A 14,309-nucleotide genomic window follows, 5' to 3' on the forward strand; every position below is an offset into this window, starting at 1 on the left:
CTTATTTTACTTTCAAGCTCTATGAAACTGCGTCCGTTATTCGTCCTTCTGCTGTTCGTGGCTTCTGCCGGCGTGCTCGTCTGGATCTACCACACGGCCACGCACACCAAGCGCAAGCAGCGGACCGACCTGTGGACCGAGACGATCACGGACCTGGACGCCTGCTGCCGCCGCAAACACGTCAAGGCGATGCAGTACGACCATTTCGCAGGCATCGCACAGGACGAACACGCGGGCGACGCTTCGCGGCTGTTCCGGGCCATGGCCCTCTCGGAGCGGGTGCAGGAGGGCAACTGCGCCGACGCCATCCTGCGGCTGAACGGCAAATACACCCCACCCGCGAAGGTGGTCGTATTCCGCGGCACGACCGAGGGCAACCTCCAGCGCAGCATCGCCTACGAACGGCAGTCGCTCGCCACACTGGGCGGCGGCGACATCCGCCGGGCGCTCGACCGCGGCAACCGCTACGCCGCGCGGATGCTGGCCTGGGCCACGGCGGGCGACCTTCGGCATATCGTGTTGATGGAACACTGCCGTCAGGGGTTGCACGACCCTGCCGACCGCAACCCCGGCTATCTGGTCTGCCCGGTCTGCGGCAACCTCTACGCGGTCGGATACAGCGATGCCTACTGCCCGATCTGCCTGACCGAGAGCGGGCGTTTTATCCGTTTCGAATAATCTCAGGGACGCGCTTCCACCTTCGCCCGCAACCCGGGTAGGAACACGCTAAGTGGACCTGCGCCGCAGAGGCTGCGGGTCAGCGGCCCAAAGCCGCATAAAAGAGTGTCAAAGGACGTGCTCCAATATTTGGGACGCAGCCTGCGGAGGGACGCGCTCGAGCTGGCCTCCGCGCCCGGAGGCTGCGGCCCGCCGACCTAAAGGTCGAAACAATGTGAAAATCGATCCGCGAGGCTTGTGAGGTGCAAATAATTCTTTCTCAGCCGCCCGGTTGGTACGCCATCTCCGTCCCTGAGTGAGGGTCGGGGTGGGGTCAGATTTGTAAACGAAGCCGGAGGCGGCGAGGTTTCTACGATCGGGAGCGAATTGACAACCCGGTTGCCCGCCCTGGCTCCGAAACCGAACAACCTGCCCTTTCTTTGAAAGAAAGGGCGAAAGAGAGGCGCACGCAGAAAACGGCGGGCGTCTGTCCTCCTCCTCGCTGAACGGGCACGAAAGCTAAAGCACATCGACACCCGTTCCGGGCGCTCGGCGTCGGACAGCCGCAATTCCCGCCGTTTCCGGAAGTGCGCGAACGGGTGCGGCACGAGGCGCCGAAGAAGTTGATTAAAGGTAGATTCGGCTGGACGCCTGCGTAGATGCACTTTCAGAAAGTTTTCGGGCAGCAGTCTGCGGAGGACTGCGATTAGCGGGCCTCCGCTGCCGGAGGCTGCGGCCCGCCGGTTCTTCGAACCGCGACAAGGCAACTCGTATTTCGCCCTGCCGGCCTTACGGTCGAAAACCCGGCCAATCAAATTCGAGCAACACGGCTTGACGGCCGAAAGCAAGGCAGCCCGAATCCGGACGCCGCGGCCTGCCCCCCCCAAAAAAAGGACGGGCCGAATCAGCCCGTCCGTCTTCCGGAACCGCAGAGCGCTCTCCCTGACCGTGAGGGATCGCACGCCCTTACTCCTCGTCCTCCTTCATATTGTGGTAGACGTTGACCACGTCGTCGTCCTCCTCCAGACGCTCGACGAGCTTCTCGACCGATTCGCGCGCCTCGGCGTCCAGCTCCTTCGTGTCGGTCGGCAGCTGCACCGATTCGCCGGAAACGATCTCGAAACCTTTATCGTCCAACCACTTCTGGATGGCTCCGAACGATTCGTAGGGGGCATATACCGTCACGCCGTCCTCTTCGGCATAGAACTCGTCGACGCCCAGGTCGATCATCTCCAGCTCCAGCTCCTCGGGATCGGTCCCGGCGGCCGGGTGGAACTTGAAGACGCACTTGTGCTCGAACATGAACCCCACCGAGCCGCTGTTGCCCAGCGAACCGCCGCACTTGTTGAAGTGCATGCGCACGTTGGCCACCGTGCGGTTCGTGTTATCGGTCGCGGTCTCCACCAGAAAGGCGATGCCGTGGGGACCGTATCCCTCGTAGGTGACCTCCTTGTAGTCGGCGGCATCCTTCTCGGTGGCACGCTTGATAGCTCGCTCCACGTTCTCCTTGGGCATGTTCTCGGCCTTGGCATTCTGGATGAGAATCCTCAGACGGGTGTTGCCCGAGGGGTCCGATCCCCCGGCCTTGACGGCGATTTCGATCTCCTTACCCAGTTTGGTGAACGTGCGGGCCATGTGTCCCCAACGCTTCATTTTACGCGCTTTGCGATACTCGAAGGCTCTTCCCATAGTGTGTTATCTTTTGTTGTTATTTTCTTCGTGGCACAAAGGTAAGAAATCGCCCCGAAAAAATGGAACTTCGGCAGGTAAAATTCTCATCCGGCGACGCGCTTTCCGCACCGGCGGTGCAAAAACGGCCGGCGAGAACTCATGCCCGGCATCCCGCACCGCAGCAGGTTATTTGGGCGCAGCGGCTGTTTTTCACGATATTTGTGTAATTTTGTCGCGGATTAAACTCGCAAGCCATGCAGATCAAAAGCCGATTCGATCACTTCAACATCAACGTTCAGGACCTCGACCGCAGCCTCGCATTTTACGACCGGGCGCTGGGTCTGAAGGAGATCAAGCGCAAGGAGGCCGCCGACGGCCGCTACATCCTCGCCTATCTGGGAGACGGCGAAACGGGATTCCGCCTCGAACTGACCTGGCTCAGGGACCACGCTGCAACCCCCTACGAACTGGGCGAGAACGAAAGCCACCTCTGCGTCCGCGTGGGCGACTACGACGCCGTGCGCGAATACCACCGGCAGATGGGGTGCATCTGCTACGAAAACCACGAAATGGGGCTTTACTTCATCGCCGATCCGGACGACTACTGGATCGAGGTGCTGCCCGTCAAATAATCATGAAAGAGACCGAAATCCAGCGGGAAGCGGACGCGTGCGTTCGCATCCTGCGCGAAGGCGGCATCATCCTCTACCCCACCGACACGGTGTGGGGATTGGGGTGCGACGCCACCAGCGCCGAGGCCGTGGAGCGCATCTACCGCCTCAAACGCAGCCAGAACAAGAAGTCGATGCTCGTGTTGTGCTCCTCGGCCGACATGGTCGTGCGCTACGTGAACAAGGCGCCGGGGATTGCCTTCGAGGTGATGTCGCTGGCCACCTCGCCGCTGACGCTGATCCTGCCCGGCGCGGGCGGCCTGGCCGAAAACCTCATCCCCGAGGAGGGCACGCTCGGCGTGCGGGTTCCCGACCACGAATTTTGCCAGCGGATGCTGCGCGGGCTGGGCCGTCCGATCGTCTCGACCTCGGCCAACATCACGGGCGAGGCGACGCCGGTCGGCCTGCAGGACGTTGCGCGCGAGATCGTCGAGGGGGTGGACCGCGTGGTCGATCCCCGCTTCGAGGGCAAACCCACGCGCAAGGCGTCGTCGATCGTCGCCTTCGGCGAGGGCGGCGAGGTCAAAGTCATCCGCGACTGAGATGGCCCGCACGACCGAAACCCCCATTCAGAAGCGCTTCTCCGACGTGGACCCCTTCCAGCACGTCAACAACGTCTCGCAGCAGATGTATTTCGACGTGGGCAAGGTCGACTTCTACCAGCGCGTGCTGGGCGACGAGGTGCTGCTGGGCGACCTTCGGATCGTGACGGTCTCGACCGCGACCTCCTACCTGGCGCAGGTGCGCATGCACGATCCGGTGACCGTGACCACCACCTGCGAAAAGGTCGGCACGACGAGCCTGACGCTCTTCCAGCAGCTGCTCGCCGCGGGCCGCGTATGCAGCGAAAGCCGCTCGGTCATGGTCGTCTTCGACTTCCCGACCCAGCGGAGCGCCCCGGTTCCCGCGGCGTGGCGCGCACGGCTGCTGGCCGACTGAGCGGCGGCGTGCGCTGCCGCGAATTATAGCCGATGACCACCAGTACGATCCCCGCGAAGATGAGGATGGTGGAGACGACGTTCTGCGTATCGAAATGGGCCTGTCCGCGCACCACGGCCAGAATACCCGCCGCAAAGGGCTGGATATAGCGGTAGAGCGCCGTATGCACCGAGGTGAGTTTCTCCGTGCCGCGGTAGAGCAGATACATCGGCAGCACGGTTCCCAGAATCAGGATGTAGGCCAGTTCGGCCAGCGCTTGCTGCGGCAGGCGCAGCAACGCCGCGTCGGCGATGTATTTCCAGAAGAACGGCGCGGTGATCGCCAGCCCGATGATGGAGTACCACCCCATGACCACCAGCGTTCCGAGCCGCTCCAGCTGCGGCTTGATAATCACCGTATTGACCGCAATGGCCACCACGGCCGCCAGCACCAGTGCGTTGCCCCACGCGCGGCTGCCGTGCGTGAGCGTAAACCCCTCTCCGAACAACAGCACCCCGGCCCCCGCCAGCGCAAAGACAACCCCAACCACGCGGATGCGGACATAGCGGTGGGGGTGCATGACGTGGTCGGTGATGAGCGTGAAGGCCGGGCCGAGCGTCGAGATGACCGACGCGTCGATGGGCGAGGTGAGCGACGATCCCCACACGAGCATGTACATCCAGCCGTAGACGACCAGCAGCGCCACGACGAGAATGTTGCCCGCATCGCACCATGCGATGCGGTACGACTGGCGCGAAAAGAGCGCGAAGGGGATGAAGAAAACGGCCGCCGAAAGCACCTGAAGCATGAAAATCTGCCGATAGTCGAGCCAGTTGCGCGTGAGGGAGACGTAGAACGAAAAGTTCGCTCCGAAGAAAAGGTTGGCAAAGACCAGGTCGTAATGATAGCGCGTTTTCGTCACAAAATCGGGTTCGGGCAACTTTCGCACCACTTTTTGCGCTATATTTGCCCCGCCGGACAAGCCTATGGACAAGGGAAAACTCAAAGGACACGCGGCCCTGTGGGTCGCCAACATCGTCTGGGGCCTCAACGCCCCGATCTGCAAGAGCGTGCTCTGGTCCGAGGCGCACCCCGAGGGGGTCAGCCCCTTTGCGCTGAGCGTCTACCGCATGGTCGGGGCGTGCCTGCTGTTCTGGACCGTCTCGCTGCTGCTGCCCCGCGAGCGGGTCGCACGGCGCGACATTCTCCGCCTGCTGTTCGCTTCGGTGTTCGGCATCCAGCTCAACCAGATGCTCTTCCTGTGGGGACTGTCGCTTACCTCGCCCATCGATACGTCGATCATCGCCACGGTGGTCCCCATCCTGACGATGGTGCTGGCCATGTTCTTCCTCAAGGAACCCATCACCTCGCTCAAGGCGGGCGGCGTGATGCTGGGCGCGGCAGGGGCGCTGCTGCTCGTGCTGGTCAGCCGGCACGGCGCAGGGCAGACGTCGAGCCTGAGCGGGGATTTGCTCTGTCTGGTGAGTACGGTCAGCTACGCCATCTACCTCACGGCGTTCCGCGACGTGATCGTGAAGTATTCTCCCGTAACGACGATGAAGTGGATGTTCCTCTTCGCCGCCGTGGCCGCACTGGCAATCTACTGGCAGCCGCTCACCGCGGTCGACTACGCGTCGCTGGCCCCGCGCACGTGGGCCGGAATTGCCTACGTGGTGGCCGGAGCAACGTTCCTTTCGTACCTGATGGTCCCCGTCGGCCAGCGCTACCTGCGTCCGACGCTGGTGGCGATCTACAACTACGTGCAGCCCGTCGTGGCGGTGCTCTTCACCGTCGCCATCGGGCTGGACACGTTCGGCGCAACCAAGGGGATGGCCGCGCTGGCGGTCTTCGCGGGTGTGTGGCTGGTCACCAAATCCAAGTCGCGCGCCCAGCTGGAGGCGGAACGGCAGGGTCCCCGAACCGGAAAGTGATCGCCCTGCCGCCCCTGGGAATCGTCCCGCCCTTTCCGGCTGTACCTCTCCCCGCGGGAAGCGATCCGCCGATTCGCGCCCCGGATGCAAAACACCAACGACCCATGAAAAGAAAACTCTTCGCCGTCCTGTTTCTTCCGCTGCTTGTCAGCGCCTGTTCCGGCGTTTTGCACGGAAGCGGCGCCCGGCGCGGAAGCGAATATTTTGCGGGCCACATGCTCAAAAACGTCACCCGGCTGACGGACACGACCGGACGGGAGATCATCCTGGTTCCGATGATCCACATCGCTTCGGAGGAACAATATGCCCGGGTCCGAGATTACCTGGACCGCCTGAAAGCCGACGGCTTCGTCACCTTTTTCGAGAGTCTCTTCGCCGCCCCTTTTCCGATCGATACGCTCGGCGAACTAAGTTACGCAGAAGTGATCGCCCTGAAAGAGCGCACGTTGCTCACCGGGGAGGATTCGCTGCGGGTCGATATGCTATGGCGCAAATGCCGCCGCATCCTCGGCACGGACATTCGGTCGGATTTCCGCAACAAACGCGAACAGCGGGGAGGAGTTATCCAGAGCGCCGAACTGCTGGGGCTGACTACGGAACGGGATATTTGGGTCGACTACCCTTTGCAGGATCTGGTGAGGCTCTACGAGAAGCGTTACGGTCCCGTGCCGCTGACCGCTCCCGATTTCGCCATTGCGCTCGACGATCCCGATTACGAGCTGCCGGAAGAGAACGAAAAGCCGGACACCTACCATTTTCTGCAGGGAGACCGGAACGACTACCTGCTCAGGCGTCTGATGCGGAGTTCGCATCCGAAGATCGCCGTGGTTTACGGAGCCGCACACACGCATCGGCTGAAGATCGACCTCTCCTCTTCGCACGGTTTTACCGTCGACAGAAAGTATCGGGCGGGCACGGCAGGGAGCGGAAGCGATTCCGGCAAGAAATAACGGGCCGTCCCGAAGGCCGACCCGTTCGTTCCCAATCCGGGGCGCGTCACCCCTTTTTGACCAACCCCCGCTCGGCAGCCTCGCGCTCCATCAGGGCGTAGGCCGCGGCGTAGTCGTTGGGTATTTCTCCGTCGAGGATCGCATTCTTGATCCGCTCCTTGATCTCGCCGATCACCCGGCAGGGACCGATCCCGTAGGTCTGCATGATCAGTTCGCCCGTTACCGGCGGCTGGAAGTTGCGGATGCGGTCGCGCTCCTCCAGGTCTTTCATCTTGCGGCGCACCAGCTCGAAATTGGCCAGGTAGCGCTGGACCTTGGCGTCGATGCCCGAGGTGATGTCGGCCTCGCAGAGCGTCATGAGCGCCTCCACGTCGTCGCCTGCCTCGAACAGTAGCCGCCGCACGGCCGAATCGGTCACCAGGTCCTCCGAGAGGATGATGGGCCGCAGGTGGAGAAAGACGAGCTTCTGCACGAACTTCATGTGCTCGTTCAGCGGCAGTTTCAGCTGGCGGAAGAGCGCCGGAACCATCTTCGAGCCGAGCACCTCGTGGCCGTGAAACGTCCAGCCGACCTTCGGATCGTACGCCTTGGTGAGCGGCTTGGCGATGTCGTGCAGCACGGCGGCCCAGCGCAGCCAGAGATCGTCCGAGCGGCGGGCCACGTTGTCCACGACCTTGAGCGTATGGATGAAATTGTCCTTATGGGCGTACCGGCCCCGCTTCTCGACCCCCTTCAGCGCATGCAGTTCGGGAAAGATCAGCCGCAGCAGCCCCGTCAGTTCGAGCAGTTCGAAGCCCATCGAGGGCACGGGCGAGAGGACGATCTTGTTCAGCTCGGCGGCGATGCGCTCGCGCGAGACGATGCGGATGCGCGCGGCGTTGCGGACGATCGCGTCGAACGTGCGCTCCTCGATGGTGAAGCCCAGCTGCGCGGCGAAGCGCACGGCGCGCATCATGCGCAGCGGATCGTCCGAAAAGGTGACGTCCGGGTCGCACGGCGTGCGGATGATTCCCTGCTCCAGGTCGTACATGCCGTCGAACGGATCGACCAGTTCGCCGAAGCGGTCCTCATCGAGCGACCACGCCAGCGCGTTGATCGTAAAGTCGCGCCGCAGCTGGTCGTCCTCGAGCGTCCCCGCCTCGACCTGCGGTTTGCGCGAGTCGTGCGCGTAGGACTCCCGGCGCGCCCCCACGAACTCGATCTCCACGCCTCTCGCACGCAGCATGGCCGTGCCGAAGGTCTTGAACACCGAGAGCTTCGTATGCAGTTCGCGGGCCAGCGCTTCGGCCAGCGCCACGCCGCTGCCCACCACCACCACGTCGATGTCGGTCGAGGGACGGCGCAGGTAGTAGTCGCGGACGTAGCCGCCCACCACGTAGGCTTCGACGCCCTGCCCGGCGGCCAGGCGCGAGATTCGGCGGAATATGGGGTCGGAGAGCGGCACGCGCTACTTCACGTATTTCTCGATGACCGTCTTCCAGGCCAGGTAGCCCGGAGCCAGCAGGTGCAGTCCGTCGTTGGTATAGCGCCGGTCGAGCAGCCCCCGGTCGTCGACCAGCACGGAGTAGACGTCGACATAGGTCACGTTCTTGCGATCGACGCACAGCGCCTCGAGCAGGCGGTTGGTCTCGACGATCTCGGCGCCTTTGTCCCAGTGTTTCTTGTGTTTGGCCTCCGTATCCTCGCCGTTGACCGGGAAGATGCTCTGCACGTAGATCTTCGTCCAGGGCGATTCGGCCTGGAAGCGGTCGAGCAGTTTTTCCACGTTGGCCTCCACCTCTTCGGGGGTGATGCCGGCCGCCAGGTCGTTCGTGCCGATCAGCAGGAAGAGTTTCTTGGGATGGCCGTTCACGATCGGGTCGAGCCGGTCGAGCAGCCAGCCCGACCGGTCGGCGCTGATGCCGCGGTTCTTGATGTGGCGGTTGTTGAACAGTTCGGCCCACTCGCAGCCGTCGGTGATGCTGTTACCCAGAAAAACGATGTCGTTCGAGTGGATGGGAAGGGCCTCGAAAAGGCTTCGTTTCTGGAAGTTATAAGCGCTTTGGGCAAAGACGGAGGCCCCCGCCAGAAGCGCTGCGGCCAGCAGAATGATTCGTTTCATCGTATGCAGAAAATTTAGAAGTTGAGTTCGCGGCGGTAGAGCTGCACCGTGTTTTCCAGTCCGTAATAGAGCGCGTCGCAGATCAGCGCATGGCCGATCGACACCTCGTCGGTCCACGGGATGCGCTCCACGAAATAGCGCAGGTTCTCCAGACTCAGGTCGTGTCCGGCGTTCAGCCCCAATCCCTGCCGGCGGGCCTCCTCGGCGGCGGCCAGGTAGGGCGCAAGCGCTTTTTCGGGTCCTGCGGCGTACTGCCGGGCGTATCCCTCCGTGTAGAGTTCCACGCGGTCCGCCCCGCACGCCTTCGCCCCAGCGATCAGCTCCGGCACGGGGTCGACGAAGACCGACACGCGGATGCCCCGCTCATGGAAGCGGGCCGTAATGCCGGTAAGAAATTCGCGGTGGGCGAGCGTGTTCCAGCCCGCATCGGAGGTGATGGCATCGGGTGCGTCGGGGACCAGCGTCACCTGCGCGGGAACGACCTCCAGCACCAGATCGACGAAACTCTCGATCGGGTTTCCCTCGATGTTGAACTCCGTGCGGAGGACACTTTTGAGCGCCCGCACGTCGTCGTAACGAATATGCCGCGCGTCGGGACGGGGATGGACCGTGATGCCGTCCGCGCCGAAACCTTCGATATCGAGGGCCGCACGGACCACGTCGGGCCGGTTGCCGCCGCGCGAATTGCGCACCACGGCAATCTTATTGATGTTAACGCTCAGTTTTGTCATAATTTCGCTATCTTTGTCCGAAACGCTGCGCGCCAGGCCGCCTGCATCCGCACGGCCCATTAGCCGCAGCCGCAAAAGAAATACATACCGCGTGCCGGAACGGAGGCCGTGGCCGCCGCAGCGGCGGTCCGGCTTGGCGTGGTAAAGTTACTTATTTTTTCGAAACTCCGCCGATGAAGATCATACTTTTTTCCCGCAGGCAGCTCGACCACACCGCCGAGGAGATCGTCCAGCTGTTCGACGCCATCGCCCGCTTCGGGTTCGACTACGCCGTCAATGCAGAGTTCGCCGCTTTCGTGCGCGAGGCGGCCGGCATCGCCGTGCCGGACGAGAAGACCTACGCCGAAGAGGTCGGTCCCCAGCCCGCCGATGCGGTGATGGTCTGCTACGGCGGCGACGGCACGCTGCTCGAAGGGGTGCACCGGCTGCGCGGCGCGGCGATCCCCGTGATGGGCATCAACGCCGGACACCTGGGTTTTCTGACCACCGCCCCCAGCGCGGGACTCGACCTGATCTTCGGCGAAATCGCCGCCGGAAACATAGCCACCGAGCCGCGGACGATGATCCGCGTCGAGGGCGACTTCGCCGAGCAGCCCGATTCGCTGGTGGCTCTCAACGAATTTACCATCGAGCGCCACGGAGCGGGGATGATCTCGGTCGAGACCTACGTCGACCGGCAGATGGTGGCCACCTACCACGGCGACGGGGTGATCGTCTCGACGCCGACCGGTTCGACCGCCTACTCGCTCAGCGCGGGCGGCCCCGTGGTGGCTCCGACCTGCGCCTGTCTGGTCCTCTCGCCGCTGGCCCCGCACAACCTGACGATGCGCCCCGTGGTCATCCCCGATTCGTCGGTCATCACGCTGCACGTCCACGCCCGCCGCGCCGACGCTTTCGTCACACTCGACAACCGCACCTACCCCATCGAAACGGGCGCGGCGTTCACCGTCAAACGCGCTGATCGACCGATTTTTTTGGCCGTACCGCACAATATCTCCTTCTACGACACGTTACGGAATAAAATGATGTGGGGGATCGACATCCGCAGTTGAAACCTCCGGAGCATTTCGCGCGTAAAGTTATCCGACAAATAACCGTATTTCATTTTTATTCCCTATATTTGTGCCCTATATGAGCGATCCGACTCGCATACCGCAACACGTCGCCATCATCATGGACGGCAACGGCCGTTGGGCCGAGCAGCGCGGCAGGGAGCGTTACGAAGGACACGCCGCGGGTGTCGAACCCGTGCGCGCTTCGTTGCGTGCCGCTGCCAGGCGGGGTGTGAAGTACCTGACGCTCTACGCGTTCTCCACCGAAAACTGGGGCCGGCCCGAAAAGGAGGTCGACGCCCTGATGGAGCTTTTCTGCCAAAGTGTGGTGAACGAGACGCCGGAGCTGATCCGGCAGGGGGTCGAAGTGCGCATGATCGGCGACCGGAGCCGCTTTTCGGAGAAGGTGCAGCGCTACCTCGAAGAGGTGGAGCGGCGGACCGCCGGAGGCGCGACGCTGACGCTGATCCTGGCGCTCAACTACTCCTCGCGCAGCGAGATAACCCGCGCCGTGCGGCGCATCGCGGAGCGCGTCGAGGCGGGCGAGCTGGCGGCCGGCGGGATCACCGAAGAGACCATCGACCGCGCCCTCGACACGGCCCGGGTCCCCGATCCCGACCTGATCGTGCGCACGAGCGGCGAGCGCCGGCTGAGCAACTTTCTGCTCTGGCAGGCCTCCTACGCCGAACTCTACTTCCCCGAGGTGCTCTGGCCCGATTTCACGGAGGAGGAGTTCGACCGCGCTTTGGACGAATACGCACGGCGCGAGCGGCGTTTCGGACTGGTAAAATAAATGAAGTTAAGATTAAATTGAATAGATGAATTATTTCGGTAAGCTATTCACGGCCGCAGCTGCCTTTCTGCTCTGCAGCCCGAATATATTCGCCCAGGAGCCGGTCCCTTCGGACACGACGGCCACGACCGTCTTTCCGGAAGAGGCTCCGATGATGCGGCATCAGGGAGCGCAGAAGCTCTACCACATCCGCCGCATCGACGTTCACGGCGTGCAGTACCTCAACCCCGACATCCTCAAGTCGTCGGCGGGGCTGATCGAGGGCGACTCGGTCTATCTGCCGAGCGACTTCATCCCCAACGCCATCACCCGTCTGTGGAGCCAGCGCGTCTTCTCGGACGTGAAGATCGGCGCTGAGATCGACGGCGACAGCATCGACCTGCACCTGCTGCTCAAGGAGCGCCCGCGCGTCTATGGTTGGGAGTTCGAGGGCATTTCGCGCGGCAAGAAGAAGGACCTGCTCGAAAAGCTGAAGCTGCGCCGCGGCAGCGAGCTTTCCGACTACGTGATCGACAAGAACAAGAAGCTCATCAAGGCCTACTGGGCCGAGAAGGGTTTCCGCAACGCCGAGGTCGACGTGCGCATCGACAACGACACGATCAACCCCGGACAGGCGGTGATCGTCACGTTCCTGATCGACAAGAAGGACAAGGTCAAGATCGGAAAGATCAACTTCACGGGCAACGAGCAGTTCAACGACCGCCGGCTGCGCCGCACCTTCAAGAAGACCCACCAGAAATCGATCAACTTCCTCCGCGGGGCCAAGCTCAACGAGAGCGACTACGAGGACGACAAGGAGCTGCTGATCGACTTCTACAACTCGCGCGGCTACCGCAACGCCACCGTGGTGCGCGACTCGATCTACCCGATCAGCGAGAAGCGCATCGGTATCGACATCGACCTCTCGGAGGGCAACAAATACTACATCCGCAACGTCTCCTGGGTGGGCAACTCGGTCTACGACACCGAGGAGCTGCAACGCATGTTCGCCGTCAAGACGGGCGACACCTACGACAAGAAGTCGATGCACAAGCGGCTGGGAATCGGCAAGGAGACCGACCCCGAGGCCATGTCCGTCTCGTCGCTCTACCAGAACGAGGGTTACCTCATGTCGCAGATCGAACCCGCCGAGACGATCATCGGTCCCGACTCGATCGACATCGAGGTCAAGATATTCGAGGGCAAGCAGTTCACCATCAACGAGGTGGGCATCACGGGCAACCAGCGCGTCGACGACGAGGTGATCCGCCGCGAATTGTACACGCGGCCGGGCGAGCTGTACAACCGTTCGCTGCTGATGCAGACCATCCGCACGCTCGGCTCGATGGGCCACTTCAACCCCGAAGCCATCATGCCCGACATCAAACCCGTCTCGAACGAGCTGGTCAACGTCAACTGGCCGCTCGAGGAGCAGGCTTCCGACCAGTTCAACGTCGCCGGCGGCTGGGGATCGGGCACATTCGTGGGTTCGGTGGGCATCACGCTCAACAACCTCTCGATCAAGAACATGTTCAAGAAGGGCGCCTGGCGGCCCTACCCGATGGGACAGAACCAGCGGCTGTCGCTCTCGGCGCAGACCAACGGTACGTACTACAAGGCGTTCGCCTTCAGCTTCACCGACCCGTGGCTGGGCGGCCGCAAGCCCAATTCGTTCACCCTCGGGGCGCACTTCTCCGAACAGAACAACGCCTACTACGTCTGGCAGAAGAGCACGCAGTATTTCCGCACCTACGGCGTCTCGGCCGGTCTGGGCAAGCGTCTCAACTGGCCCGACCCCTACTTCACGTTCTACGCCGAGGCGAGCTACGAGCGCTATTCGCTCAAGGACTGGTATTCGTTCGTGATGACCAACGGATCGGCCAACCTGCTGTCGCTCAAACTCGTCTTCGCCCGCAACTCGGTCGATCAGCCGATCTACCCGCGCCGCGGTTCGGAGTTCAGCGCCTCGGTGCAGGCCACGCTTCCCTACTCGCTCTGGGACGGCAAGGATTACAGCGACCAGTCGATGAGCGAACAGGAGCGCTACCGCTGGATCGAGTTCCACAAGTGGCAGTTCAAGGCGCAGTGGTTCCAGGCGCTCACGCGCAACTCGAACCTGGTGCTGATGGTCAAGGCCGAGATGGGATTCCTGGGCAGCTACAACAAGCATAAGGTCTCGCCGTTCGAGCGCTTCGAAGTCGGCGGCGACGGCATGACGGGCTATAATATATACGGTATCGACATCATCTCGATGCGCGGTTACGAGGACGGCGCGCTCGATCCGGTTTCGAACAACTACGCCTGCGCCTACAACAAATACACGGCCGAGCTGCGCTACCCGATCATCCTCAAACCCTCGTCGCAGATCTACGTGCTGGGATTCCTCGAGGGCGGCAACGCGTTCGAATCGTGGAAGACTTTCTCGCCGTTCCGCATCAAGCGATCGGCCGGTTTCGGCGTTAGGCTCTACCTGCCGGTGGTCGGCATGCTGGGCATCGACTGGGGCTACGGCTTCGATCCCCCGGCCGGATCGACTACCAAGAGCGGCAGTCAGTTCCACTTCGTCATGGGACAACAATTTTAGCTTTTGCTAAAATTGATGTCCCATTGGGACGATGTTTATAATCCCCCTAAATCCCCCTTTGGTAAGGGGGACTTAGGAGAGAAAAAGCTAAAACTGCTGTCCCGGAAGGGACAATTTCGACAAGCGGATTTTTCGCTGCCGACCGTTGCGGTCCGGCGAAACCCAGAACAGACAATCCCCCTAAATCCCCTACTGGTAAGGGGGACTTCGCCGGGAAAATTTCCTGCCGGAGGGGAGAGGCTGAAATTACATGCGTGGAAAGGGACCGATA

14 protein-coding genes are annotated in these 14,309 nt (G+C 62.3%); 9 read left to right on the forward strand and 5 right to left on the reverse strand.

Translation table 11 applies throughout. The features are described 5' to 3' along the window. Positions 1-21 precede the first annotated feature (21 nt). Positions 22-678 (forward strand): rubrerythrin family protein, encoded by a 657-nt coding sequence (locus ACMO9O_RS03210; protein ID WP_418982177.1) that lies wholly within the window; start codon positions 22-24, stop codon positions 676-678. A 945-nt stretch (positions 679-1,623) separates the two neighbouring features. Here ACMO9O_RS03210 and ACMO9O_RS03215 read toward each other — a convergent pair. After that, complete coding sequence (locus ACMO9O_RS03215; protein ID WP_418982178.1) at positions 1,624-2,346, reverse strand: YebC/PmpR family DNA-binding transcriptional regulator; 723 nt, start codon at positions 2,344-2,346, stop codon at positions 1,624-1,626. 236 nt (positions 2,347-2,582) lie between these two features. Here ACMO9O_RS03215 and ACMO9O_RS03220 point away from each other — a divergent pair, with 236 nt between their 5' ends. From ACMO9O_RS03220 to ACMO9O_RS03230, 3 genes are read left to right on the forward strand one after another with little or no spacing between them, the layout of a single operon-like run. Beyond that, positions 2,583-2,960 (forward strand): VOC family protein, encoded by a 378-nt coding sequence (locus ACMO9O_RS03220; protein ID WP_418982179.1) that lies wholly within the window; start codon positions 2,583-2,585, stop codon positions 2,958-2,960. Between the two features lie 2 nt (positions 2,961-2,962). Continuing rightward, positions 2,963-3,541, forward strand: a complete 579-nt coding sequence (locus tag ACMO9O_RS03225; protein ID WP_418982180.1) for an L-threonylcarbamoyladenylate synthase — start codon at positions 2,963-2,965, stop codon at positions 3,539-3,541. Position 3,542: 1 nt separating this feature from the next. Beyond that, entirely contained in the window at positions 3,543-3,938 is a 396-nt protein-coding gene (locus ACMO9O_RS03230; RefSeq protein WP_418982181.1) for an acyl-CoA thioesterase, read from the forward strand. On the opposite strand, the gene ACMO9O_RS03235 is transcribed toward ACMO9O_RS03230, so the two are convergent. Beyond that, entirely contained in the window at positions 3,859-4,839 is a 981-nt protein-coding gene (locus ACMO9O_RS03235) for a DMT family transporter (protein ID WP_418982182.1), read from the reverse strand. The genes ACMO9O_RS03230 and ACMO9O_RS03235 overlap by 80 nt on opposite strands. A gap of 64 nt (positions 4,840-4,903) precedes the next feature. Between ACMO9O_RS03235 and ACMO9O_RS03240 the strand changes: the two genes are divergently transcribed. Together ACMO9O_RS03240 and ACMO9O_RS03245 are read left to right on the forward strand one after the other, a co-directional pair. Then, complete coding sequence (locus tag ACMO9O_RS03240; protein ID WP_418982183.1) at positions 4,904-5,848, forward strand: DMT family transporter; 945 nt, start codon at positions 4,904-4,906, stop codon at positions 5,846-5,848. A 104-nt stretch (positions 5,849-5,952) separates the two neighbouring features. Next, positions 5,953-6,798 carry a hypothetical protein gene (locus ACMO9O_RS03245; RefSeq protein ID WP_418982184.1) on the forward strand — a complete coding sequence of 282 codons (846 nt, stop codon included), beginning with the start codon at positions 5,953-5,955 and terminating at the stop codon, positions 6,796-6,798. A gap of 46 nt (positions 6,799-6,844) precedes the next feature. Here the strand turns inward: ACMO9O_RS03245 and ACMO9O_RS03250 are convergent, their stop codons facing one another. Genes ACMO9O_RS03250 through ACMO9O_RS03260 form a run of 3 tightly spaced genes read right to left on the reverse strand, consistent with a single transcriptional unit; the run spans position 6,845 to position 9,630 of the window. Next, a complete protein-coding gene (locus ACMO9O_RS03250) occupies positions 6,845-8,242 on the reverse strand; it encodes a CCA tRNA nucleotidyltransferase (RefSeq protein ID WP_418982185.1) in 1,398 nt (465 codons plus the stop codon). A 3-nt stretch (positions 8,243-8,245) separates the two neighbouring features. Further along, entirely contained in the window at positions 8,246-8,899 is a 654-nt protein-coding gene (locus ACMO9O_RS03255) for a GDSL-type esterase/lipase family protein (protein ID WP_418982186.1), read from the reverse strand. 14 nt (positions 8,900-8,913) lie between these two features. Beyond that, positions 8,914-9,630 carry a pyridoxine 5'-phosphate synthase gene (locus tag ACMO9O_RS03260; RefSeq protein WP_418982187.1) on the reverse strand — a complete coding sequence of 239 codons (717 nt, stop codon included), beginning with the start codon at positions 9,628-9,630 and terminating at the stop codon, positions 8,914-8,916. A 173-nt stretch (positions 9,631-9,803) separates the two neighbouring features. Between ACMO9O_RS03260 and ACMO9O_RS03265 the strand changes: the two genes are divergently transcribed. The 3 genes from ACMO9O_RS03265 (at position 9,804) to bamA (ending at position 14,038) form a co-directional block, all read left to right on the forward strand. Next, on the forward strand, positions 9,804-10,682 hold the full coding sequence (locus ACMO9O_RS03265) for an NAD(+)/NADH kinase (RefSeq protein WP_418982188.1): 879 nt from the start codon (positions 9,804-9,806) through the stop codon (positions 10,680-10,682). 79 nt (positions 10,683-10,761) lie between these two features. Next, positions 10,762-11,475 (forward strand): isoprenyl transferase, encoded by a 714-nt coding sequence (locus ACMO9O_RS03270; protein WP_418982189.1) that lies wholly within the window; start codon positions 10,762-10,764, stop codon positions 11,473-11,475. Positions 11,476-11,500: 25 nt separating this feature from the next. Then, complete coding sequence (bamA, locus tag ACMO9O_RS03275; RefSeq protein WP_418982190.1) at positions 11,501-14,038, forward strand: outer membrane protein assembly factor BamA; 2,538 nt, start codon at positions 11,501-11,503, stop codon at positions 14,036-14,038. Positions 14,039-14,309 lie beyond the last annotated feature (271 nt).

This window comes from Alistipes sp. (assembly GCF_048465635.1).
Lineage (GTDB): Bacteria > Bacteroidota > Bacteroidia > Bacteroidales > Rikenellaceae > Alistipes.

Coding starts and splice junctions, on each gene's coding strand:
- ACMO9O_RS03230 (WP_418982181.1), top strand. CDS start 3,543: ATGGCCCGCACGACCGAAACCCCCATTCAGAAGCGCTTCTCCGACGTG.
- ACMO9O_RS03270 (WP_418982189.1), top strand. CDS start 10,762: ATGAGCGATCCGACTCGCATACCGCAACACGTCGCCATCATCATGGAC.
- ACMO9O_RS03210 (WP_418982177.1), top strand. CDS start 22: ATGAAACTGCGTCCGTTATTCGTCCTTCTGCTGTTCGTGGCTTCTGCC.
- ACMO9O_RS03220 (WP_418982179.1), top strand. CDS start 2,583: ATGCAGATCAAAAGCCGATTCGATCACTTCAACATCAACGTTCAGGAC.
- ACMO9O_RS03225 (WP_418982180.1), top strand. CDS start 2,963: ATGAAAGAGACCGAAATCCAGCGGGAAGCGGACGCGTGCGTTCGCATC.
- ACMO9O_RS03260 (WP_418982187.1), bottom strand. CDS start 9,630: ATGACAAAACTGAGCGTTAACATCAATAAGATTGCCGTGGTGCGCAAT.
- ACMO9O_RS03265 (WP_418982188.1), top strand. CDS start 9,804: ATGAAGATCATACTTTTTTCCCGCAGGCAGCTCGACCACACCGCCGAG.
- ACMO9O_RS03215 (WP_418982178.1), bottom strand. CDS start 2,346: ATGGGAAGAGCCTTCGAGTATCGCAAAGCGCGTAAAATGAAGCGTTGG.
- bamA (WP_418982190.1), top strand. CDS start 11,501: ATGAATTATTTCGGTAAGCTATTCACGGCCGCAGCTGCCTTTCTGCTC.
- ACMO9O_RS03245 (WP_418982184.1), top strand. CDS start 5,953: ATGAAAAGAAAACTCTTCGCCGTCCTGTTTCTTCCGCTGCTTGTCAGC.
- ACMO9O_RS03255 (WP_418982186.1), bottom strand. CDS start 8,899: ATGAAACGAATCATTCTGCTGGCCGCAGCGCTTCTGGCGGGGGCCTCC.
- ACMO9O_RS03240 (WP_418982183.1), top strand. CDS start 4,904: ATGGACAAGGGAAAACTCAAAGGACACGCGGCCCTGTGGGTCGCCAAC.